The sequence below is a fragment of the Mycolicibacterium canariasense genome, from assembly GCF_002101555.1.
Lineage (GTDB): Bacteria > Actinomycetota > Actinomycetes > Mycobacteriales > Mycobacteriaceae > Mycobacterium > Mycobacterium canariasense.
On the sequence record NZ_LQOL01000058.1, the window covers coordinates 128,391 to 149,298 of the forward strand.

Annotated in this window: 22 protein-coding genes; 18 read left to right on the forward strand and 4 right to left on the reverse strand. The window is 70.3% G+C overall.

Annotated features, from left to right (window positions below; genetic code table 11):
* Window positions 1-3: 3 nt before the first annotated feature.
* On the reverse strand, window positions 4-1,035 hold the full coding sequence (locus tag AWB94_RS20550) for a LacI family DNA-binding transcriptional regulator (protein ID WP_234811816.1): 1,032 nt from the start codon (window positions 1,033-1,035) through the stop codon (window positions 4-6).
* 212 nt (window positions 1,036-1,247) lie between these two features.
* Between AWB94_RS20550 and AWB94_RS20555 the strand changes: the two genes are divergently transcribed.
* The 12 genes from AWB94_RS20555 (at window position 1,248) to AWB94_RS20610 (ending at window position 13,249) form a co-directional block, all read left to right on the forward strand.
* Entirely contained in the window at window positions 1,248-2,219 is a 972-nt protein-coding gene (locus AWB94_RS20555) for an asparaginase (protein ID WP_062657133.1), read from the forward strand.
* A 27-nt stretch (window positions 2,220-2,246) separates the two neighbouring features.
* Window positions 2,247-3,146, forward strand: a complete 900-nt coding sequence (locus AWB94_RS20560) for a polysaccharide deacetylase family protein (protein ID WP_062657132.1) — start codon at window positions 2,247-2,249, stop codon at window positions 3,144-3,146.
* Between the two features lie 101 nt (window positions 3,147-3,247).
* Complete coding sequence (locus tag AWB94_RS20565; RefSeq protein WP_062657131.1) at window positions 3,248-4,597, forward strand: MFS transporter; 1,350 nt, start codon at window positions 3,248-3,250, stop codon at window positions 4,595-4,597.
* Window positions 4,594-5,364 (forward strand): SDR family NAD(P)-dependent oxidoreductase, encoded by a 771-nt coding sequence (locus tag AWB94_RS20570; protein WP_062657130.1) that lies wholly within the window; start codon window positions 4,594-4,596, stop codon window positions 5,362-5,364. Before AWB94_RS20565 ends, AWB94_RS20570 begins: the two co-directional genes overlap by 4 nt.
* Window positions 5,365-5,384: 20 nt before the next feature.
* Window positions 5,385-6,134, forward strand: a complete 750-nt coding sequence (locus tag AWB94_RS20575) for an SDR family NAD(P)-dependent oxidoreductase (protein ID WP_062657129.1) — start codon at window positions 5,385-5,387, stop codon at window positions 6,132-6,134.
* Between the two features lie 47 nt (window positions 6,135-6,181).
* Entirely contained in the window at window positions 6,182-6,430 is a 249-nt protein-coding gene (locus tag AWB94_RS20580; RefSeq protein WP_165605334.1) for a hypothetical protein, read from the forward strand.
* 21 nt (window positions 6,431-6,451) lie between these two features.
* Window positions 6,452-7,456 carry a helix-turn-helix transcriptional regulator gene (locus AWB94_RS20585; protein ID WP_062657127.1) on the forward strand — a complete coding sequence of 335 codons (1,005 nt, stop codon included), beginning with the start codon at window positions 6,452-6,454 and terminating at the stop codon, window positions 7,454-7,456.
* A complete protein-coding gene (locus AWB94_RS20590) occupies window positions 7,453-8,406 on the forward strand; it encodes a helix-turn-helix transcriptional regulator (protein WP_062657126.1) in 954 nt (317 codons plus the stop codon). Before AWB94_RS20585 ends, AWB94_RS20590 begins: the two co-directional genes overlap by 4 nt.
* Window positions 8,407-8,436: 30 nt before the next feature.
* Complete coding sequence (gene tatA / locus AWB94_RS20595; RefSeq protein ID WP_024453512.1) at window positions 8,437-8,679, forward strand: Sec-independent protein translocase subunit TatA; 243 nt, start codon at window positions 8,437-8,439, stop codon at window positions 8,677-8,679.
* 55 nt (window positions 8,680-8,734) lie between these two features.
* Window positions 8,735-9,685 carry a twin-arginine translocase subunit TatC gene (tatC, locus tag AWB94_RS20600; protein WP_062657125.1) on the forward strand — a complete coding sequence of 317 codons (951 nt, stop codon included), beginning with the start codon at window positions 8,735-8,737 and terminating at the stop codon, window positions 9,683-9,685.
* A complete protein-coding gene (locus AWB94_RS20605; RefSeq protein WP_062657124.1) occupies window positions 9,669-12,398 on the forward strand; it encodes a DEAD/DEAH box helicase in 2,730 nt (909 codons plus the stop codon). The genes tatC and AWB94_RS20605 overlap by 17 nt, the downstream gene beginning before the upstream one ends.
* A 77-nt stretch (window positions 12,399-12,475) precedes the next feature.
* A complete protein-coding gene (locus tag AWB94_RS20610; RefSeq protein WP_062657123.1) occupies window positions 12,476-13,249 on the forward strand; it encodes a DUF4333 domain-containing protein in 774 nt (257 codons plus the stop codon).
* Between the two features lie 87 nt (window positions 13,250-13,336).
* On the opposite strand, the gene AWB94_RS20615 is transcribed toward AWB94_RS20610, so the two are convergent.
* Entirely contained in the window at window positions 13,337-14,299 is a 963-nt protein-coding gene (locus AWB94_RS20615; protein WP_264021005.1) for a 5'-3' exonuclease, read from the reverse strand.
* A 24-nt stretch (window positions 14,300-14,323) separates the two neighbouring features.
* On the opposite strand from AWB94_RS20615, the gene AWB94_RS20620 reads away from it, so the two are divergent.
* Both AWB94_RS20620 and AWB94_RS20625 read left to right on the forward strand, forming a co-directional pair.
* Window positions 14,324-14,719: a VOC family protein gene (locus AWB94_RS20620; protein WP_062657122.1), complete on the forward strand. Its 396-nt coding sequence runs from the start codon at window positions 14,324-14,326 to the stop codon at window positions 14,717-14,719.
* A 10-nt stretch (window positions 14,720-14,729) separates the two neighbouring features.
* Window positions 14,730-15,875: a M24 family metallopeptidase gene (locus AWB94_RS20625; RefSeq protein WP_062657121.1), complete on the forward strand. Its 1,146-nt coding sequence runs from the start codon at window positions 14,730-14,732 to the stop codon at window positions 15,873-15,875.
* 26 nt (window positions 15,876-15,901) lie between these two features.
* On the opposite strand, the gene AWB94_RS20630 is transcribed toward AWB94_RS20625, so the two are convergent.
* Window positions 15,902-16,336: a F420-dependent biliverdin reductase gene (locus AWB94_RS20630; RefSeq protein ID WP_062657120.1), complete on the reverse strand. Its 435-nt coding sequence runs from the start codon at window positions 16,334-16,336 to the stop codon at window positions 15,902-15,904.
* 35 nt (window positions 16,337-16,371) lie between these two features.
* Between AWB94_RS20630 and AWB94_RS20635 the strand changes: the two genes are divergently transcribed.
* From AWB94_RS20635 to AWB94_RS20650, 4 genes are read left to right on the forward strand one after another with little or no spacing between them, the layout of a single operon-like run.
* Window positions 16,372-17,178 (forward strand): decaprenylphospho-beta-D-erythro-pentofuranosid-2-ulose 2-reductase, encoded by an 807-nt coding sequence (locus AWB94_RS20635; protein WP_084395183.1) that lies wholly within the window; start codon window positions 16,372-16,374, stop codon window positions 17,176-17,178.
* Window positions 17,175-18,341 (forward strand): bifunctional cobalt-precorrin-7 (C(5))-methyltransferase/cobalt-precorrin-6B (C(15))-methyltransferase, encoded by a 1,167-nt coding sequence (locus AWB94_RS20640; RefSeq protein WP_062657119.1) that lies wholly within the window; start codon window positions 17,175-17,177, stop codon window positions 18,339-18,341. Before AWB94_RS20635 ends, AWB94_RS20640 begins: the two co-directional genes overlap by 4 nt.
* Window positions 18,338-19,093 (forward strand): precorrin-4 C(11)-methyltransferase, encoded by a 756-nt coding sequence (gene cobM, locus AWB94_RS20645; RefSeq protein WP_062657249.1) that lies wholly within the window; start codon window positions 18,338-18,340, stop codon window positions 19,091-19,093. Before AWB94_RS20640 ends, cobM begins: the two co-directional genes overlap by 4 nt.
* Window positions 19,093-19,821, forward strand: coding sequence for a cobalt-precorrin-6A reductase (locus tag AWB94_RS20650; protein WP_062657118.1), 729 nt, complete (start codon window positions 19,093-19,095; stop codon window positions 19,819-19,821). The genes cobM and AWB94_RS20650 overlap by 1 nt, the downstream gene beginning before the upstream one ends.
* Here the strand turns inward: AWB94_RS20650 and AWB94_RS20655 are convergent.
* The gene (locus AWB94_RS20655) at window positions 19,818-20,858 is read right to left on the reverse strand and encodes a phosphotransferase family protein (protein WP_062657117.1); all 1,041 of its coding nucleotides are present in this window, start codon (window positions 20,856-20,858) and stop codon (window positions 19,818-19,820) included. The genes AWB94_RS20650 and AWB94_RS20655 overlap by 4 nt on opposite strands.
* Window positions 20,859-20,908: the final 50 nt, after the last annotated feature.

The window sequence follows — 20,908 nt, forward strand, 5'->3', positions numbered from 1 at the left end:
GGCTCAGCCCGAGTCGCGCACCACCAGGGTCGGGGTCAGCCGCTCCGAGTCGGGCGTGCCGCCGCCGAGGATGTCGATCAGCAGTTCGACCCCGCGGCGACCCATCCGGTGCATGGGCGAATGCACGGTGGTCAGCGGTGTCGGCAGTTCGGCGGCGATCGGTATGTCGTTGTAGCCGATCAGCGCAACGTCTTCGGGGACCCGCAGGCCGCGGTCGCGCAGCACGCCGAGCGCGCCGATCGCGGCGAAGTCGTTGGTGGCGAAGATGGCGTCCGGGTAGGGCTCGCCGGCCAAGAGTTTCTCCGCGGCTTGCCGGCCGCCCGCGGCGTCGAACGGCCCCCACACGACGCGGTCGTCGGGCACGTGGAGGCCGGCCTCGGTGAACGCGTCCACCGCACCCTTGGTCCGTTCGATCGCCGTGGACGTGAACGGCAGCCCGGCCAGCACGCCGAGATCGCGCCGGCCCGCGGCCACCAGCCGGCGGCCCACCAGCCGGCCGCCGAGCAGATCGTCACAGGTCACCGAGACATGCTCACCCGAGTGGCGGGACACCAGCACGAACGGGACACCCCGGGCGGCCAGATCGGCCAGCAGGGGATCGTCGCGATGGGCGTCGCCGAAGATCATCCCTTCGACGCGGCGCTGCAACATCATGTCCGTCCGGGACACCTTGTTGGCCGGATCGTCGAGTGAGTTGGTGACGAACGTCGAGTAGCCGTTGTCCGTCGCGGCCTCTTCGATGCCTTCGTAGATGGTGGCCAGCACGAAATCCTGCAGGCGGGGCACCAGTACGCCCACCAGACCCGATTTGGCGGTGCGCAGGCTGGCCGCGTGCGGATTCGGCCGATACGCCCTGGATGCGGCGCATTCCCTGATCCGCGCCACGGTCCGGGCCGAGGCCCAGCGGTGGGCGGCGTCCCCGTCGGCCTTGAGCACCCGCGACACCGTGGACGCGCTCACACCCACCTCTTCGGCGATCATCCGCAAGGTGACGGGGGCGAGCCGGCCCGCGGCCGATGCGGCTGGGTCGGTCATCGCTACCTCCTTGAGCGCCGGCTCGGCCCGTCGGTCCACTGTGCAGCTCACACGGTGCAGCTCACACCTTAACGGCGGCGGTTCACCATGTTTCACGGAGTTTACACAAACGATTGGCCCAAACGATTGTGTAAAGGGCGGGGGTGGTGTTTCATTGGCCGGGAACTGGCCCACCGCCGGTTGTCTGCCCACTACGAATCGAGTCTGCTGAGTTGCCCCACGTCGTTGTCCTCACCACCGGCGGCACCATCTCGTCGCGCAGCACCCCGGACGCCGTCGTCGCGGTGGACGACGCGACGGCCGTGCTGTCCGGTATCGAACCCGGCGACGGCATCACCATCGAGGCGCGCGACCTGCTGCGGGTCGGCTCGTACCGGATGTCGCTGGCCGATATGCGCCGCGTCGCCGACGAGGTGGCCCGCGCCTCGGCGCGCGACGACGTCGACGGTGTGGTGATCACCCACGGCACCGACACGCTGGAAGAGACGGCGATCCTGCTGGATCTGCTGCATGCCGACGACCGGCCGGTCGTCCTGACCGGCGCGCAACGTGCCGCCGATATCGGCGACACCGACGGGCCCCGCAATCTCGGTGACGCGGTGGCCGTCGCCGCGGACCCGGCCGCGCGCGCACACGGCGTGCTGGTGGTGTTCGCCGGGGCGGTCTTCGCCGCCCGCGGTGTGCGCAAGGCGCACACCGTCGACCTCGCGGCGTTCGGCAATCCAGCCGGCACCGCAGGCGTGGTGCATTCCCGCGCGGTCACCATGCACAGCGTGCCCACCCGGCCACCGGTACTGACCCACCCCGGAGCGGCGTTCGACACGGTCAGGGTCGACATCGTCGCGGCGTATCCCGGTGGTGACGGGACCCTCCTGCGGGCCGCCGCCCAGGCCGGTGCCCGCGGAATCGTGTTGGCCGGCATGGGAATCGGCAATGCCCCACCCGGTGTCGCCGACGCCGTGGCCGAACTGGTCGCCGACGGTGTCGTGGTGGCGCTGGCCACCCGGGTTGCGGCCGGACCGGTGTTACCGGTGTACGGGGCCGGCGGTGGCAGCGATCTGGTGGCCGCGGGCGCCGTCGCGGTGGGACTGCCGGCATCACAAGCCCGGATCGTGCTGGCGCTGCTGCTGTCGGGGGATCGGTCCCCGGCGGCGGTCGGGGCGGCGCTTCGGACCTACGCATAACCGTCATCGTCGAAAGGAATCACCAACATGACCAATGGATCCGGCAAGAACATCTTCGTCGCCTTCGGGGTCGACGTCGACGCCGTGGGCGGCTGGCTCGGCTCGTACGGCGGCGAGGAGTCACCCGGTGACATCTCCCGCGGCGTCTTCGCCGGTGAGGTCGGGGTGCCCCGCCTCAACCGGCTGTTCGACCGCTACGGCCTGCGCACCACGTGGTTCTGGCCCGGCCACTCGATCGAGACCTTCCCCGTGCAGTTCGACGAGGTGGTGGCCGCGGGGCACGAGATCGGGCTGCACGGCTACAGCCACGAGAACCCGATCGCCATGAGTCGCCAGCAGGAGTCCGACATCCTGGACCACTGCATCGATCTCATCACCACCAGGGCGGGACGGCGGCCCACCGGGTATGTCGCCCCGTGGTGGGAATTCAGCAGGGTCACCAACGAACTGCTGATCGAGCGCGGTATCAAGTACGACCACTCCCTGATGCACCGGGACTTCGAGCCCTACTACGTGCGTGTCGGTGACCAGTGGGCGCCGATCGATTACGACAAACCCGCCGCGGCATGGATGAAGCCGTTGACCCGCGGTACCGAAACCGACCTCGTCGAGATCCCGGCCAGTTGGTACCTCGACGACCTGCCGCCCATGATGTTCATCAAGACCAGCCCCAACAGCCACGGCTTCGTGAACCCCCGGCACATCGAGGAGATGTGGCGCGATCAATTCGATTGGGTGTATCGCGAATCCGATTACGCCGTCTTCACTTTCACCATCCACCCGGATGTGTCCGGCCGTCCGCAGGTGCTGCTCATGCTGGAACGCCTGATCGAACACATCAACACCCACGCCGGCGTCACCTGGACCACCTTCGACGCGATCGCCGACGACTTCCTGGCCCGCCGGCCACGAAACCCGGCCGCCTAGTCCGAACACCCGAGCCGGGGTGGCGATTGCGACCCGACACCCCGACCCGGCCCCACCGATGAAGCCACACCATCCGCACGACCCACCGGAGGACCTCCAGTATGAACCCCGCACCCGAAGACACCCAAAAACCGACACTGCGGCGGGTTTCGGCCCGCGAGACCCGCCGCGCCAGCGGTATCGCGTTCCTGGCCTGGACCATCGCCGTCTACGACTTCATCCTGTTCGGTACCCTGCTGCCCAGGATCGAGGAGTCGTTCGGCTGGAGCACCAGCTACGCCCTGCTGGTCTCGACACTGGTCAGCGTCGGAACCGCCGTCGTGGTGCTCGGCGTCGGTCCCATGGTGGACAAGCTCGGCCGGCGCCGCGGGATGATCATCTCGGTCGCCGGCACCGCGGCCTCCTCGGCGGCCACCGCAGCCACCGCCGGGGCCGCCTCGCTGATCGGCGTGCGCTCCATCAGCGGCCTCGGGCTGGCCGAACAATCCGTCAACGCCACCTATCTCAACGAGCTCTACGCCGTGACCGAGGACGAAAAGGTCCGGCGCAACCGGGGATTCGTCTATTCGATGGTGCAGACCGGATGGCCCATCGGCGCGCTGCTGGCGGCCGGTTTCGTCGCGGCCGTCAGCGCGGTGTTCGGTGCCGACGCGTGGCGGCTGGCCTTCCTGCTGGCCACCGTTCCGGCGATCCTGGTCGCGCTGTTGTGCCGGACACTGCGCGAGAGTCCGCAATTCGAACTGCAACAACGCATCCGCAAGCTGCGCAAGGGCGGGGACGCGGCGGGCGCGGCCCGGCTGGCCGCCGCCTACGACGTCGACCACGAGACCGCCGCACCGTTCCGGCGCATCTTCCACGGCGTCCACCTACGCAACACCATCGTGCTGTCGGTCGCCTGGTTGTTCAATTGGTTTGCCATTCAGACGTTCTCGGTGCTCGGGACCACCGTACTGGAAACCGGGAAGGGCATCGACGCGTCGAACACCCTGCTGATGGTGGTGGTGTCGAACCTGGTCGGCGCGCTGGGCTACCTCGCCCACGGCTGGGCCGGTGACCGGTTCGGGCGGCGCAACACCATCGCGGTCGGCTGGTTGCTGTCCGGGGGCTTCTTCGCGGCCATGCTGCTGGGCCCGAGCACGCCGGTGTACGTGATCGTCACCTACATGATGGGGCTGTTCTTCCTGCTCGGCCCGTACGCGGCCATCCTGTTCTTCCAGGCCGAGTGTTTCAGCGTGGAATGCCGGGCCACCGGCAGCTCGTTCATCGGCGCGATGAGCCAGCCCGGGGCGATCGTCGCCGGCTTCATCCTCACCGCGCTGACCGCTGCGGCGGTGCCGTATTCGGCCGCCGCGCTGTACGTCGGTGCGGTCGGCGCGGTCCTGTCCGCGGTCGCGGTGCTGTTCGCCCGCAGCGTGGCACCGGCCGGCGACACCGACAAGGCCGCGGCGTGACCGCCGCCGCGGCGCCGGTCGCCGTCATCACGGGTGCCGCATCGGGTATCGGCGCGGCCACCGCCATGGCGCTGGCCCGGTCCGGATACCGGGTCGGTATCGGCAGTTTCCCCGGTGATCCGCACGACCCGCAACGCACCCTGGCCGCGGTGCAGCGGGCCGGCGGTGTCGGCGCCGTCATCGAGGTGGACGTCCGCGACACCGCCTCGGTCGAGCGGTTCGTCGAGCAGGCCGTGCAGCGGTGGGGACGGCTGGACACCGCGATCGCGAATGCCGGCATCCTGCGCGCCGCCCCGTTCACCGCGATGACCGACGACCAGTGGGAGGACGTGCTGTCGGTCGATCTGCACGGCGTCATGCGCACTGCGCGGGCCGCGGTACGCCACCTCGGTCCCGGTGGGTCCATCGTGGCGGTGTCCTCGATCGCCGGCGGCGTCTACGGCTGGGGCGAGCACGCCCACTACGCCACCGCCAAGGCCGGTGTCATCGGGCTGGTGCGCAGCCTGGCCGTCGAGTTCGGCCCGCGCGGTATCCGTGCCAATGCCATCATTCCGGGGCTGATCGAGACACCGCAGTCCCTCGATGCCGTGAATTCCCTTGGGCCGGAAGGCCTTCGGCAGGCGGGTGGCTACATCCCGGCCGGGCGGGTGGGCCGGCCCGAAGAAGTCGCCACCGTTGCGGCCTTCCTGGCCGGCGACGGTGCGTCCTATGTCAACGGTCAGGCGATCATCGTCGACGGTGCGCTGACCGTCGCCATGCGCGACTGACCCGACTCCAGGAGAGACCTATGAGCATCCCGCACACCGACCTGCTGAGCGGACGGACGGCCGTGGTCACCGGCGCCGCCAGCGGTATCGGGCGCGCCATCGCCGCGCACTATCTGGCCGCCGGCGCCCGGGTGATCCTCGCCGACCGCGACACCGCGGTCGGCGATGTCGCGACCGAACTCGGCGCCGAAGCCGGCCTGGTCCTCGATGCCACCGACGAGGATCAGGTGACCACCGCGATCGCCGGTGCCGAGGAGACACTGGGCCGAATCGACATCCTGGTCACCTCGCACGGCATCCTCACGCAATCCCCGCTGGCCGACATGACATTGGGCCAGTGGCAGGAGACCCTGCACATCGACCTCACCAGCGTCTTCCTGCTCAACCGCGCGGTGCTGGCCGGCATGCTAGGCCGTGGCGGCGGCCGCATCGTCAACGTCGCATCGCAGCTGGCCATCAAGGGCGGTGCATCGTTGGCCCACTACGCTGCCGCCAAGGCCGGGGTCATCGCGATGACGAAATCCCTTGCGCTGGAAGTCTCCGCACGCGGGGTCCTGGTCAACGCGATCGCGCCCGGGCCGATCGAGACGCCGCTGCTGGCCGGGATCGACGACGACTGGAAGGTGGCCAAGCGAGCCGATCTGCCGCTGGGCCGGTTCGGCACCCCCGACGAGGTGGCGCCCACCGCCGTGCTGCTGGGTTCCGATCCGGGCGGCAACCTGTTCGTCGGCCAGGTGCTCGGGCCCAACTCCGGCGACGTGATGCCCTGATGTGCGGCGGATGCGGCGGCGGCCCGCACGACCCGATGCAGGCGCGGATGTCCGGTCCGCGGCGCCGCGCCGCCGTGGCAGCGACGGCGGCGCGGCTGCGCCCGGGGCTCACGGTCCGGGTGGCCGAGCGCGCGTGGACGGTGACCGACCGCACCGGACGGGTCACCGTCTGCCGCACCTTCGGTCAACTGGTCGACGTCCTGCACCGGCACGGGGTGGCACGCACCGTCGCGCAGACCCGCCTGCTGGATGCCGCGGCAGCGGTGGACCGGAGCGCCGCACCGGAAGCCGGGTGAACCCCCGCTAAGCTGTGCCGAGTGGCGACATCCAAGGTCGAGCGGCTGATGAACCTGGTCATCGCGCTGCTGGCCACCCGTAACTACCTCACCGCGGAGAAGATCCGCAGCTCGGTCGCCGGCTACGCGGACAGCCCCAGCGATGAAGCGTTCTCCCGGATGTTCGAGCGGGACAAGAACGAGTTGCGCGATCTGGGCATCCCGCTGGAGACCGGCCGGGTGTCCGCCTTCGACCCCACCGAGGGGTACCGCATCAACCGGGACGCCTACGCGCTGCCGCCGGTGCAGCTGACCGCCGACGAGGCCGCCGCGGTGGCGGTGGCCACCCAGCTGTGGCAATCGCCGGAACTGGTCACCGCGACGCAGAGCGCGGTGCTCAAGCTGCGGGCCGCCGGGGTGGACGTCGACGCCGATGCCGATGTCGCGATCACCTCGACGGCCAACCTGCCCGGACTGCGCGGCTCCGAGGAGGTGCTGCGAGTTCTGTTGTCCGCCATCGATTCCGGTCATGCGGTCCAGTTCGATCACCGCCCGGCGCGCAGCGAGCCGTTCCTGACCCGCACCGTCGAGCCGTGGGGTGTGGTGACCCACCGGGGCCGCTGGTATCTGGTCGGGCACGACCGCGACCGCGACGACACCAGGACCTTCCGGCTGTCCCGGATCGGCAGTGTGCCCGTGCCGGTCGGCCCGCCGGGCGCGGTGCACAAACCGGCCGGGGTGAATCTGCGCGAGCTGGTGGCTCGGGCGGTGTCGGAGGTCCCGACGGGCGAGCAGGCCCGGGTGTGGATCGCCGACGGCCGGGCCACGGCGCTGCGCCGGCAGGCCACCCACACCCAGCCGCAGAGCTTCGGCGGCCGGCCCGGTGAGGTGATCACCGTCGATATCGGCATGTCCGACCGGCTGGCCAGGGAGATCGCCGGCTACGGCGCCGACGCGGTGGCGCTCGAGCCGCAGGCGTTACGCGAGGATGTGGTGAGCCGGTTGCGGGCGGGGGCCGGCGCAGAGGTAGAGGCGGATCGCGCATGAGCCAAGTGTCCGAGCGGCTGGTCCGGCTGCTGAACATGGTGCCGTACTTCAAGGCCAACCCGAAGGTGACCCGGTCGGAGGCGGCCGCGGCGCTGGGCGTGTCCCGCAAACAACTCGACGCGGACATCGCGCAACTGTGGATGTGCGGTCTACCCGGGTACAGTCCCGGCGACCTCATCGACTTCGACTTCACCGACGACACCGTCGAGGTGACGTTCTCCGCCGGGGTGGACCAACCGCTGCGGCTGACCTCGCCCGAGGCCACCGGCATCCTGGTTGCGCTGCGGTCGCTGCTCGACGTGCCCGGCATGGTCGACCCGGAAGCCGCGCGCAGCGCCATCGCCAAGATCGAATCGGCGGCCGGTGAACAGCTCACGGTCCCCGGCACACATCAAGACCCGACGCCGGTGGAGAGCGCCGCCGCGGCGGCGGTGCGGGCGGCGGTACGCACCGGGCGGGCGCTGTCGATCGAATACCACTCGGCCTCCCACGACGCGGTGTCGGTGCGCATCGTCGACCCCATCCGGGTGGTGCTGGTCGGCGACAACAGCTACCTCGAGGCCTGGTGCCGGTCCGCCGAGGGGGTGCGACTGTTCCGGTTCGACCGGATCGTGCGCGCCGAGGTGCTGGACGAGCCGGCCACCCCGCCTCAGCCGGCGGTGGCGGCCGAGCCCGACACCTCGCTGTTCGACGCCGACCCGGCGCTGCCGTCGGCGACACTGCTGATCGACCGGTCGGCCGCGTGGATGTTCGACTACTACCCGCTGCGCGTGCTGCGGGAGCTGCCCGGCGGGTCGTTCGAGGCGGCCATGACCTACGCCTCGGACGCGTGGATGGCCCGCTTCGTGCTGGGTTTCGGCTCGGCGGTGCGGGTGCTTGCGCCCGAGGCGCTGGCGGCGCGGGTACGCGAGTCGGCCGCGGCGGCACTGCGCGCCTACGAAGACGGGTAGACTCGGCCTCAATCTTTTGGAGGTGACTGAATGGGCGGTCTTCAACCCTGGCATTGGTTGATCGTCATCGCGGTGTTCGTCCTGCTGTTCGGCGCCAAGAAGCTGCCGGACGCGGCGCGCTCGCTGGGCAAGTCGATGCGGATCTTCAAGTCGGAGATCAAAGAGATGCAGGCCGAGTCGCATTCCGACTCCACCGAGCCGGCCAAGCCGATCACCTCGGAGCGTGTCGACACCCCGGCGCCCGAGCAGACCTCGGACAAACGGCCGGCCTGACGCCATCGCGCCTGCCCGCCGCGGCCTGATGCCGCGGCTTTAGGCGTGTCCAGACATGTCACCGAAGCCCGGAATATTCAAGAAGCTCGACCCGCGGCAGCGCCGAGCCCGGGTCAACCCCGACGGCACGATGTCGCTCGTCGACCATCTGACCGAACTGCGCAACCGGCTGCTGATCGCGATGGCGGCCGTCGTCCTCACCACCACGCTGGGATTCTTCTGGTACTCGCACGGTTTCTTCGGCTTCCACAGCCTCGGCGACTGGTTGCGCGGCCCGTACTGTGCGCTGCCGCCGTCGGCGCGGGCCTCGATCTCGGCCGACGGCGCGTGCCGGTTGCTGGCCACCGCACCGTTCGACCAGTTCATGCTGCGCCTCAAGGTCGCGCTCACCGCCGGCGTGGTGCTGGCCTGCCCGGTATGGCTGTACCAGATCTGGGCCTTCATCACCCCCGGCCTGTACAAGAAGGAACGCCGCTTCGCGATGCTGTTCGTGGGGTTCGGCGCGGCCCTGTTCATCACCGGGGCAGTGCTGGCCTACGTGGTGCTGGCCAAGGCCTTGGACTTCCTGCTGACCGTGGGCAGCGACGTGCAGGTGACCGCGCTCAACGGCGATCAGTACTTCGGCTTCCTGATCAACCTGCTGCTGGTGTTCGGCATCAGCTTCGAATTTCCGCTGCTGATCATCATGCTCAACATGATCGGCGTGCTCAGCTACGACAAGCTCAAGGCGTGGCGGCGCGGCCTGATCTTCGGCCTGTTCGTCTTCGCCGCCTTCGCCACCCCGGGTTCGGATCCGTTCTCCATGCTGGCGCTGTCGTGCGCGCTGTCCGTGCTGCTGGAGCTCGCCATCCAGATCGCCCGCCTGCACGACCGGCAGAAGGCGCGGCGCGCGGCGCTGGAGGAGGTCCCCGACGACGAGGCCGCCCCGATCGGTGCCGCCGAACCCATCGAGCCGCCGACCGCCGTGTCCTCGGCATCCTCACCGGTTGATGACGACGCCACCTGAGCTGCGTGCGTTCGCCGCACAACTGCCTTTCGGGCTGGACGAGTTCCAGGTCAAGGCCTGCACCGCGCTGGAGGCCGGGCACGGTGTGCTGGTGTGCGCCCCGACCGGTGCAGGTAAAACCGTGGTGGGCGAGTTCGCGGTGCATCTCGCGCTGGCCGCCGGGCGCAAGTGCTTCTACACCACGCCGATCAAGGCGCTGAGCAATCAGAAGCACGCCGATCTGGTGCAGCGCTACGGAGCGGAACGCATCGGCCTGCTCACCGGGGATCAGGCGATCAACGGTGACGCACCGGTGGTGGTGATGACCACCGAGGTGCTGCGCAACATGCTGTACGCCGATTCCCCTGCGCTGCAGGGTCTTTCCCACGTGGTGATGGACGAGGTGCACTTCCTCGCCGACCGGATGCGCGGCGCGGTGTGGGAGGAGGTGATCCTGCACCTGCCCGAGGAGGTACGGTTGGTCAGCCTGTCGGCGACGGTGAGCAATGCCGAGGAATTCGGCGGCTGGATCCAGACGGTCCGTGGTGACACCACCGTCGTGGTCGACGAGCACCGCCCGGTGCCACTGTCGCAGCACATGATGGTCGGGAAGCGGTTGTTCGACCTCTTCGAGGGCACCGACCACGCGCTGGTGGCGCCGGAGCTGCTGCGGCACATCGCCCACCGGCGCGAGGCCGACCGGCTTGCCGACTGGCAGCCGTCCCGCGGACGCGAGCGATCAGGTGGGCGGCGGCAGAACGCCCGGCCCAGCCTCAGCCGGATGCCCACTCGTCCCGAGGTGATCAGCACCCTCGACGCCGAGGGCCTGCTCCCGGCGATCACGTTCGTGTTCTCCCGGGCCGGCTGCGACGCCGCGGTGAAACAGTGCCTGCGCTCGTCCCTGCGCCTCACCGACGAGGAGCAGCGGGCCCGGATCGCCGAGGTCATCGACCGCCGGTGCGCCGATCTGGCCGAATCCGATCTGGTGGTGTTGGGCTATCACGAATGGCGCGAGGGGCTGCTGCGCGGGCTGGCTGCCCACCACGCCGGCATGCTCCCGGTGTTCCGGCATACCGTCGAGGAGTTGTTCACCGCGGGCTTGATCAAGGCGGTGTTCGCCACGGAGACACTGGCTTTGGGTATCAACATGCCGGCGCGCACGGTGGTGCTGGAGCGGTTGGTGAAGTACAACGGCGAGCAGCATGCGCCGCTGACACCGGGGGAGTACACCCAGCTGACCGGCCGGGCCGGACGCCGCGGGATCGACGTCGAGGGTCATGCCGTGGTGCTGTGGGATCCCCGCGACAGTGCCGCCGAACCCGCGGAGGTCGCCGGCCTGGCCTCCACCCGAACCTTCCCGCTGAAGAGCTCCTTCGCCCCGTCGTACAACATGACGATCAACCTGGTCAGCCAGCTCGGCCCGGTGCAGGGCCGCAAGTTGCTGGAACGTTCCTTCGCGCAGTTCCAGGCCGACCGTTCCGTGGTCGGCCTGGTCCGGGGTATCAGCCGCGGCGAGAAGATGATGGCCGACATCGCCAAGGAGCTGGGCGACGATCAGGTGCTGGAGTACGCCCGGCTGCGGGCGGACATCTCGGCCAGGGAGCGCGCCCAGTCCCGGGCGTCGCGGCTGCAACGCCGCAAGGCGGCCGACGACGCGCTGGCCGAACTGCGCCGCGGCGACATCATCACCATCAGCCAGGGCCGGCGCGGCGGCCTGGCCGTCGTGCTCGAGCCTGCCCAGGACACCGACGACCCGCGCCCGCTCATCCTCACCGAACACCGCTGGGCGGGCCGGATCTCGTCGGCCGACTATTCGGGAGCCTCGGCACCACTGGGCTCGATGAGCCTGCCCAAACGCGTCGAACACCGTCAGCCCCGGGTGCGCCGCGATCTGGCCTCGGCGCTGCGGTCGGCCGCGGCCGGGCTGCGGATGCCATCGGACAAGCGCCGCGCGGCCGGCGAACGGGATATCGATCCCGAATTGACCGCCCTGCGTGAGCAACTGCGCCGCCACCCGGTCCATTCGGCGCCGGACCGCGAAGAGCGGGTACGGGTGGCCGAACGCTACCTGCGCATCGAACGCGACAACGCACAGTTGCAACAAAAGGTCTCCGCGGCGACGAATTCACTGGCCCGCACCTTCGACCGCATCCTGGTGCTGCTCACCGAACGCGGCTTCATCACCGGCCGTGGTGCTGCGACCGCGGTCACCGACGACGGCCGGTTGCTGGCCCGGATCTACAGCGAGAGTGACCTTTTGGTCGCCGAATGCCTGCGCTCGGGCACCTGGAACGGCCTGGACGCCGCCGAACTGGCCGCGGTGCTGTCGGCGGTGCTGTTCGAATCCCGTGGTGACGGCCCGTCGCCGCAGGGGTTCGACATCCCGACGGCCGCCCTGCGCCGCGCACTGACCAGCACCCGGCGGGTCTCCTCGGAGCTGCGCGCCGACGAGACCCGGCACCGCATCGCCCCCAGCCGGGAAACCGACGACGGATTCGTCACCGCCGTCTATCGGTGGGCCACCACCGGCGACCTGACCGCCGCGCTGCTGGCCTCCGACGTCAACGGCAACGGATCACCGCTGTCCGCAGGCGATTTCGTGCGTTGGTGCCGTCAAGTGCTCGACCTGCTGGACCAGGTCCGCAACGCCGCACCCGATGCGGCCCTGCGGGCCACCGCCAAGCGTGCGATCACCGCGATTCGCCGCGGTGTGGTGGACATCGACACCGCTTAGCTGGGACACAACGGTTCCGCCTGCTCACCGACCCGAAACGGTACTGTGTTGCCAACGGACCTCAACCAAGGAGAGACATGAGCGGACCGCAGGGATCTGACCCGACGCAGGCGTGGCCGGGTCAGCAGCCGCAGTCCGGCGGAGCGCAGCCGCCGAGCGAGCAGCACGCTTGGCAGCCGCCGTCCACGCCCGAGCAGCAGCCCACCACCGAGGCACCGGCCTGGCAGCCGCCGGCATACCAAACCCCGCAGTACCCCCAGTACCAGCAGCCCGCCCCGCCGGTGCCGCCGCAGTACAACCCGCAGCAGTACCCGCCGCAGCCCGACCAGTACGGTCAGCCCACGGCCTACGCCCCGCAGGGCTACCCGCAATACGGCCCGCCCCCCGGCCAGCCGCAGCCGTACGACCCGGCCGCACAGCAGTACGGACAGCCCCAGCCGTACGGCCAGCCCGGTCCGTACGACCAGCAGTACTCGCCGTACGGCGCGCCGGTCCCAGCCGAGGAGAGCTCCAAGAAGTCGCTCGCCGTGATCGGCGGGGTCGTCGGCCTGCTCGCCGCGATCATCGTCGCGGTGGTGCTGGTGCTCGGCTTCTGGAAGCCGGGCTGGTTCGTCACCACCAAGCTCGACGTCAACGCGGCCCAGACCGGTGTGCAGCAGATCCTGACCGACGAGGCCAACGGGTACGGCGCCAAGAACGTCAAGGATGTCACCTGCAACGACGGCAACAGCCCGACGGTCAAGAAGGGTGACAGCTTCGAATGTGTCGTCAGCATCGACGGCACCAAGCGTCAGGTGACGGTGACCTTCCAGGACGACAAGGGCACCTACGAGGTCGGCCGACCGAAGTAGGCCGGCACCGCCCACGAACAGACCACGAACCGACACTGACTCCCGCATTCCCGTCGAGGAATGCGGGAGTTGGTGTCTGCTCGGCAGCTACAACCGATCCAGCGCCTTCTGCAGTCGCCCGATCGATGACGTCACCCCGAACTCGCCGGCCAGCTCGGCCACTCGGGCCGGGTCGGCCGCCGCGAGCGGCAGCGTGTCGGTCGGGGTCGACATCGTCACCGCCGCGTCGGTGGCGACCCGCACCACCGGCTCGGCCGCGGTGATGTAGTCGGTGGCCGCCAGCAGTTTCTTGCGCGCTGCGGCCGGCAGCGTCGAGCGCGGATCGGTCGCCGCGGCCAGGATCGCTGCCAGCGACCCGTATTGCGCCAGCAGGGTCGCGGCGGTCTTCTCGCCGATACCGGCCACCCCGGGCAGCCCGTCGGAGGCGTCACCACGCAGCAGCGCCAGTTCGGCGTACGCCGGTCCGGCCCGGTCGATCGGCACGCCGTAGGTGTCGGCGACCTCGGCGGGGCCGAACAGTGTGGCCTTGGCCAGTCCCCGCCCGATGTAGAAGACCCGCACCGGGACCGGGTCGTCGCCGACCAGCTGCAGCAGGTCGCGGTCGCCACTGACCACGGTCACCGCGTCCCGGCGCTCCCGGGCGGCCAGGGTGCCCAGCACGTCATCCGCCTCGTACCCGGCCGCGCCCGCGGTGGCGATCCCGAACGCGTCCAGCATCGCCATGATCATGTCGACCTGCGGGGTGAGCTCGTCGGGCACTTCTTCGATGTCCGGGGTGCCCGCCGGCTCCGGCACCGCGACCCGGTGCGCCTTGTACGACGGGATCAGATCGACGCGCCACTGCGGCCGCCAATCGTCGTCACGGCACACCACCAGTCGCCGCGGCCGGTGGGCGGTGACCAGTGCGGCGATGTTGTCGAGGAAGCCGCGCAGCGCGTTCACCGGCCGACCGTCCGGTGCGGTGATCGAGGATGGCACCCCGAAGAAGGATCGGAACCACATGCTGGCGCCGTCGAGCAGCAGGACCGGGCCGGGATCTTCGTCGTGCAGCACGGCCTGACAGTAGCGTGAGGTATGACCTTCACCGTCGATCGCGTCGACCACGTCGTGCTCAACTGCCGTGACACCGCCGCCACCATCGAGTGGTATGTCCGGGTGCTGGGGATGCGCCGGGAAGAGTTCGGCGAGGGCCGGACCGCGCTGGTGTTCGGCAGCCAGAAGCTCAACGTGCGCCCCACCGGCGCACCGAACTGGGTGACCGCGCACGCCGATGTGCCGGGCTCGCTGGACCTCTGTTTCATCGCCGACGCCGACGCCGCCGAGATCGGTGCGCACCTGCGCTCCTGCGGCGTCGAGATCACCGAGGGGCCGGTCGCCAAGACCGGCGCGCTCGGGCCGATGACCTCCCACTACTGCCGCGACCCGGAAGGCAACCTGGTCGAGGTCGCCACCTATCGGGCCGCCCACTAACCTCGACGCCATGCACTCCAGCCGCTTCAGCACCGACGTGTACGCCCAACGGCTGCGGATCGCCGCTGCCGGTGCCGCCGAGGCCGGCCTGGCCGGGCTGGTCATCACCCCCGGCTATGACCTGCGGTACCTGGTCGGATCGCGCGCGCAGACGTTCGAACGGCTCACCGCGCTGGTGCTGCCCGCCGACGGGTCGGTGCCGACGATCGTGGTGCCACGCCTGGAGCTGGCCTCGCTCAAGGAGTCGGCCGTGCCGGATCTGGGTGTGACGGTGCGGGATTGGGTCGACGGCGAGAACCCGTACCGGCTGGTCGCCGATGCGCTGCCCGGCTCGATGGCCGCGGTGCCCGATGGGCGGCTCGCCGCCGTTACGGATTCCATGCCCGCCCTGCACCTGCTACCCCTGGCCGACCTGCTGGGGACCGTGCCGGTGCTGGCCACCGACGTGCTGCGGCGCCAGCGCATGATCAAGGACGCGGCCGAGATCGGCGCGCTGCGCAAGGCAGGCGCGGCCATCGACCGGGTGCACGCCCGGGTGCCGGAGTTCCTGGTGCCGGGCCGCACCGAAGCCGATGTCGCCGCCGATATCGCCGAAGCCATTGTCGCCGAAGGCCATTCGGAGGCTGCATTCATCATCGTGGGCTCCGGGCCCAACGGCGCGGACCCGCACCACGAGTGCTCGGACCGGGAGCTGCGCGCGGGCGACATCGTCGTGGTGGACATCGGCGGACCATATGAGCCCGGCTACAACTCCGATTCCACCCGCACCTACAGCCTCGGCGAGCCGCAGCCGGAGGTGGCTCGGCAGTACGCGGTGCTCCAGCGGGCCCAGGCGCAGGCCGTCGCGGCGATCCGGCCGGGCATGAGCGCGGCGGCCGTGGACGCGGTGGCGCGCGACGTGCTGGCCGACGAGGGGCTGGCCGAGGTGTTCGTGCATCGCACCGGGCACGGCATCGGCCTGTCGGTGCACGAGGAGCCCTACATCGTGGCGGGCAACGACCTGACGCTGGAACCGGGGATGGCCTTCTCGGTGGAGCCCGGAATCTATTTCCCGGGCCGATGGGGCGCCCGCATCGAGGACATCGTCGTCGTCACCGAACAGGGAGCCGAGTCGGTGAACAACCGCCCGCACGAGCTGATCGTGGTGCCCGTCTGACCGACCGGCCGCGCGCCGCGGACGGTTCAGTCGGACTCGGTGTCGCCGCGGTCCAGCAGACCCGAGGATCCCAGTACGCGCTGCACACGCACCTCGATGACCACCCGGCGCGGGTTCACCCGCGGGGTGCGGTACCGCTGGGCATAGCGCAGCTCGGCATCGCGGACATCGTCGGGATCGGCGCTGACGGTGGACGTGCCCTCCAGGGACAGCCAGCGTGCGCCGTCGACCTGGCTGAGCACCGCCACACCGCGCTCGGCGGCGTTGACGGCCTTCTGCGAGCCGCCGGTGGTGATGACCCGGGCGATGTGGGTCTTGGGGTCGAAGGTGAAGCCGACGGCCACGACGTGCGGTGAATTGTCCCCGCGCAGGGTGGTCAGCATGGCCAGATGCCGCTCGGTCAGAAACGCCAGGGCATCGTTGGTCAGTCGCGTCGTCGCCTTACGACCGGAAGTAGCCATCGGGGTCCACGCTAGCGCAGGCCATAATCGCTGCCATGAAGGACACACCGGCGGCCTGGGGACACCTCCCGCTTGCGGGGGAGAGCGAAGCGACCCGGCGGGCCACCTCGGGTCCCGTGGTGATCTTCGGCGGCCGCAGTGAGATCGGCCTGGAGCTGGCCACACGGCTGGCACCCGGCAACACCGTGGTGCTGGCCGCGCGGCGCGCCGACCACCTCGGCGAGCAGATCACCGCGCTCGAGGCGGCCGGGGCTACCGACGTCCAGGTGCGTGAGTTCGATGCCGACGACACCGCCGCGCATCCGGCGCTGGTCGCCGCGATCGAGGCCGAGGTCGGTCCGATCGGCACCGCGGTGCTGGCGTTCGGTGTGCTCGGGGACCAGCAGCGCGCGGAAGCGGATCCGGCGCACGCGGTGGCCGTCGTGCACACCGACTACGTGGCTCAGGTGAGCCTGCTCACCGTGCTGGCCGCGGCGATGCGGGCCCGCGGCAGCGGACGGCTGGTGGTGTTCTCGTCGATCGCCGGCGCCAGGGTGCGTCGCGCCAACTACGTCTACGGGTCGGCCAAGGCCGGCCTGGACGGGTTCGCCAGTGGCCTGGCCGATGCGTTGCACGGCACCGGCGTCCACGTGCTGATCGTGCGTCCCGGATTCGTGATCGGTCACATGACCGCGGGCATGGAGCCGGCCCCGCTGGCCAGCACGCCCGGTCAGGTGGCCGAGGCGACCGCCCGGGCGCTGGCCCGGGGCAAGGGCGCGGTGTGGGTGCCGGGGGCGATCCGGCCGCTGATCTTCGCGACGCGGCTGGTGCCGCGGGCCGTCTGGCGCAGGTTGAAGCGATGAGGGTTGTCGTCGTCGGCATCGGCGCCGACGGGATGGCCGGGCTTTCACCGGCATCCGCCGCCGAATTACGCAGGGCCACCGTCATTTACGGCGCATCGCGGCAGCTGGGGCTACTCGACGACAGCATCACAGGGCAACGCCGGGAGTGGCCGTCGCCCATGCTGCCGGCGCTGCCCACCCTGTTCGACGGGCTCGACACCGCACACGTGGTGGCCTCCGGTGACCCCATGCTGCACGGTATCGGCGCCACCCTGGTTCGCATCTTCGGCGCCACGGCGGTCCGGGTGCTGCCGCACGTGTCGTCGGTGACGCTGGCCTGCGCCCGGCTCGGGTGGTCGGTGCAGGACACCGAGGTGATCAGCCTGGTCACGGCCGACCCCGTCACCGCGGTGCGCCGGGGCGGGCAGGCGGTGGTGCTCAGCCGCGACGGGGACACACCCGCGGCACTGGCCCGCCTGCTCACCGAAACCGGCCGCGGTGCATCGGAATTCACGGTGCTGGAGCAGCTCGGCGGGCCGCGGGAACGGGTGCGGCACGCGCCGGCCGAACGGTTCGCCGACACCGTGGACGACCTCAACGTGATCGCGGTGCGCTACCTGCCCGACGACCGGCGGCTTCACACATTGCCCGACAGCCAGCTGGCCCACGACGGGCAGATCACCAAGCAGGGCATCCGTGCGGTCACGCTGGCTGCGCTCGGCCCGCGGCCGGGTGAACTGTTGTGGGATGTCGGCTCCGGGTCGGGCAGCATCGCCGTCGAATGGTGCCGCAGCGGGTCCGGTCTGCGGGCGGTGGCGTTCGAGCGGGATCCGCAGCGCCGTGACCGCATCGCCGCCAATGCGCGCGCCTTCGGTGTCGGCATCGACATCCGCGGGGCGGCGCCCGACGATTTCGGCGACGCACCGGCCCCGTCGGCGGTGTTCGTCGGTGGCGGCATCACCACACCAAGCTTGCTCGACGGGTGCTTCGAACACCTGGCGCCGGGCGGCCGCCTGGTGGCCAACGTGGTCACCGCGGAATCAGAAGCCGTTGTCATCCAGTGGTATTCGACGTTAGGTGGACAGTTGCACCGGTTCCAGCACTACCGAGGAGAGCCCGTGGGCGGGTTCACCGGCTTCCGGCCGGCCTACCCGGTGACCCAGTGGTCGGTGAGCAAGCCGTGACGGTCTACTTCATCGGTGCCGGCCCCGGTGCGGCCGACCTGATCACCGTGCGCGGGCAACGCCTGCTGCAGAACTGCCCGGTGTGTCTCTACGCCGGCTCGATCATGCCCGCCGACCTGCTCGGGTACTGCGCGCCGGGCACCAGGATCGTCGACACCGGCCCCCTCACGCTGGCCCAGATCATCGACGAATTGGTGGCCGCCGACCGCGCGGGTCTCGACGTCGCGCGGCTGCATTCCGGTGACCCGTCGATCTACAGTGCGCTCGCCGAGCAGTGCCGCCACCTGGACGCCCAGGGTGTCGAGTACGAGATCGTGCCCGGCGTACCGGCCTTCGCCGCCGCGGCGGCGGTGCTCGGGCGTGAGCTGACGGTTCCCGGTGTCTCGCAGACCGTCACCCTGACCCGGGTGGCGACGCTGTCGACGGCGATGCCGCCGGGAGAGGACCTGCGCACGCTCTCGGCACCCGGGGCCACGCTGGTGCTGCACCTGGCGGCTGCACAGATCGAGACCATCGTCGCCGACCTCACCGCGGGCGGCTACACCACCGATACCCCGTGCGCGGTGGTGGCGTTCGCCAGCTGGCCGACCCAGCAGGTGCTGCGCAGCACGCTGGGGGAGATCGCCGGACAGCTGCGCGACGCGGGGATCACCAAGACCGCGGTCATCTTCGTCGGCGATGTGCTGGCCGCGGAGGGATTCACCGACAGCTACCTGTATTCGGCGGGCCGACGACGCGGGAGCCGGCACTAGTGCGGGTGCTCATCCTGGGCGGCACCGGTGAAGCCAGGGCGTTGGCCGCCGCGCTGCACCCGCGCGTGCAGGTGATCAGTTCACTGGCCGGCCGGGTCCCGGATCCGGCGCTGCCGGTGGGCGAGGTGCGGGTCGGCGGGTTCGGCGGCACCGCCGGGCTGGTGCACTGGCTGCGCGAGACCGGGGTGGACGCCGTGGTCGACGCCACCCACCCCTTTGCCGCGACCATCACCGCCCACGGCGCCCAGGCGTGTGCCGAAACCAGCGTGCCGCACCTGGTCCTGGCCCGTCCGGCCTGGCCCACCGGCAGGGCCATCGTGGTGGGTTCGGATACCGAGGCCGCACAAACCGTTGTCCAACACGGCTTTTCGAGGGTTTTCCTGACGACGGGCCGGTCCGGCACGGCGGCGTTCGCCGGGGTGAACGCGTGGTTTCTGATCCGTGCCGTCACCGCACCGGAGCCCGCGACGCTGCCGCCCGATCATCGACTGCTGTTGTCGCGCGGACCGTACGACTATGACGGCGAACTCGCGCTGCTGCGCGACCACCGGATCGATGCACTGGTCACCAAGAACAGTGGCGGTGCCATGACCGAGGCCAAGATTCGGGCCGCCGAGGCCGCGGACGTCGCGATCGTCATGGTGGACCGGCCCGCCCTACCGGCCGGGGTGCACACCGTGGCCACCGTCGAGCAGGCGGTGGCTTGGCTGGCCGGCCTGTCGTCCTAGATGAGGGCGAACGTATCGAGTTCGCGGATGGCCGCGCAGGAACGCTTCGCCATCACGAGCATCATCTCGTCGCCGCGGTCGGTCGCGGCGGCGAACGCGGTGCCGAACGCGATGATCAGCGGCGCCTGCAGCATGCCCAGACGGTAATCACGCCAACAGGTTTCGCGGTCGTAGCCGGTGACCCCCAGGCTCAGTAACTCGGCGTGGTAGGCATCCACCAGCTGCGCCTCGGCGTGCGCGCGCACGTCGGGATCCAGACTGGTGCCGGTGAAGTAGGCCAGGTCTCTGGCCGGCAGACCGGACCCCAGCGTCTGCCAGTCCACGATGGTCACAGCGGTGTGACCGGGATCGAAGAGCATGTTGTCCAGCCGGTAGTCGCCGTGCAACAGCGCGAACCGTTCGGGTTCGGCCAGCAGCCACGGCGTCACCATGCTCAGCGCCGCTTCCAGCGTCTCCCGGTCGACGGCGCTCAGCCGCGGGCCCAGCTTCTCCACTGTGATCCCGCTGGCCATGGTGGCGACCTCACCCATCCCGGAGGCCATCGCGCTGTCCGGCCGCGGCATCGCGATTCCGGGGAAGTCGGTCCACTTCGGGTCACACCAACTGGGCGCGTGCAAGCCGGCCAGCGCCCGCACCGCCAGCAGCGCGTCCCCGGCCGAGCAACCGGCAATCTGGTCGCCCTGCCGGGCCGGAGCCAGATCGGCCAGCAGCAGCACGAATTCGGCGCCGTCGTCCTCGATCTCGCAGTAGTAGCTCTGCGGCACCGGCACCGAGACCAGGTCGGCGATGTCGTTGTAGAAGGCGTGTTCGGACCGATAGCCGATCGCGACGCGGTCGCGCACGGTGTCGTCCTGGGCCGGCAGCTTGACCGCAAAGCTGGCGGGCAGCCCGGTCTCGTCGGTGTACTCGACCGTCAACCGGTAGGTCGCACCGGTTTGACCGGTCCCGATCGGCGTCACCCGGACCGCTTGTACCTCGGCACCCAGAACACCGGTGAGCCAGTCCGCCGTCACGTCACCGGGCGTCCGCGGGATCATGCGCGGACCCTAAGCCGGGTACTGACGCGTGTCAACGATCGTCGAGCAGC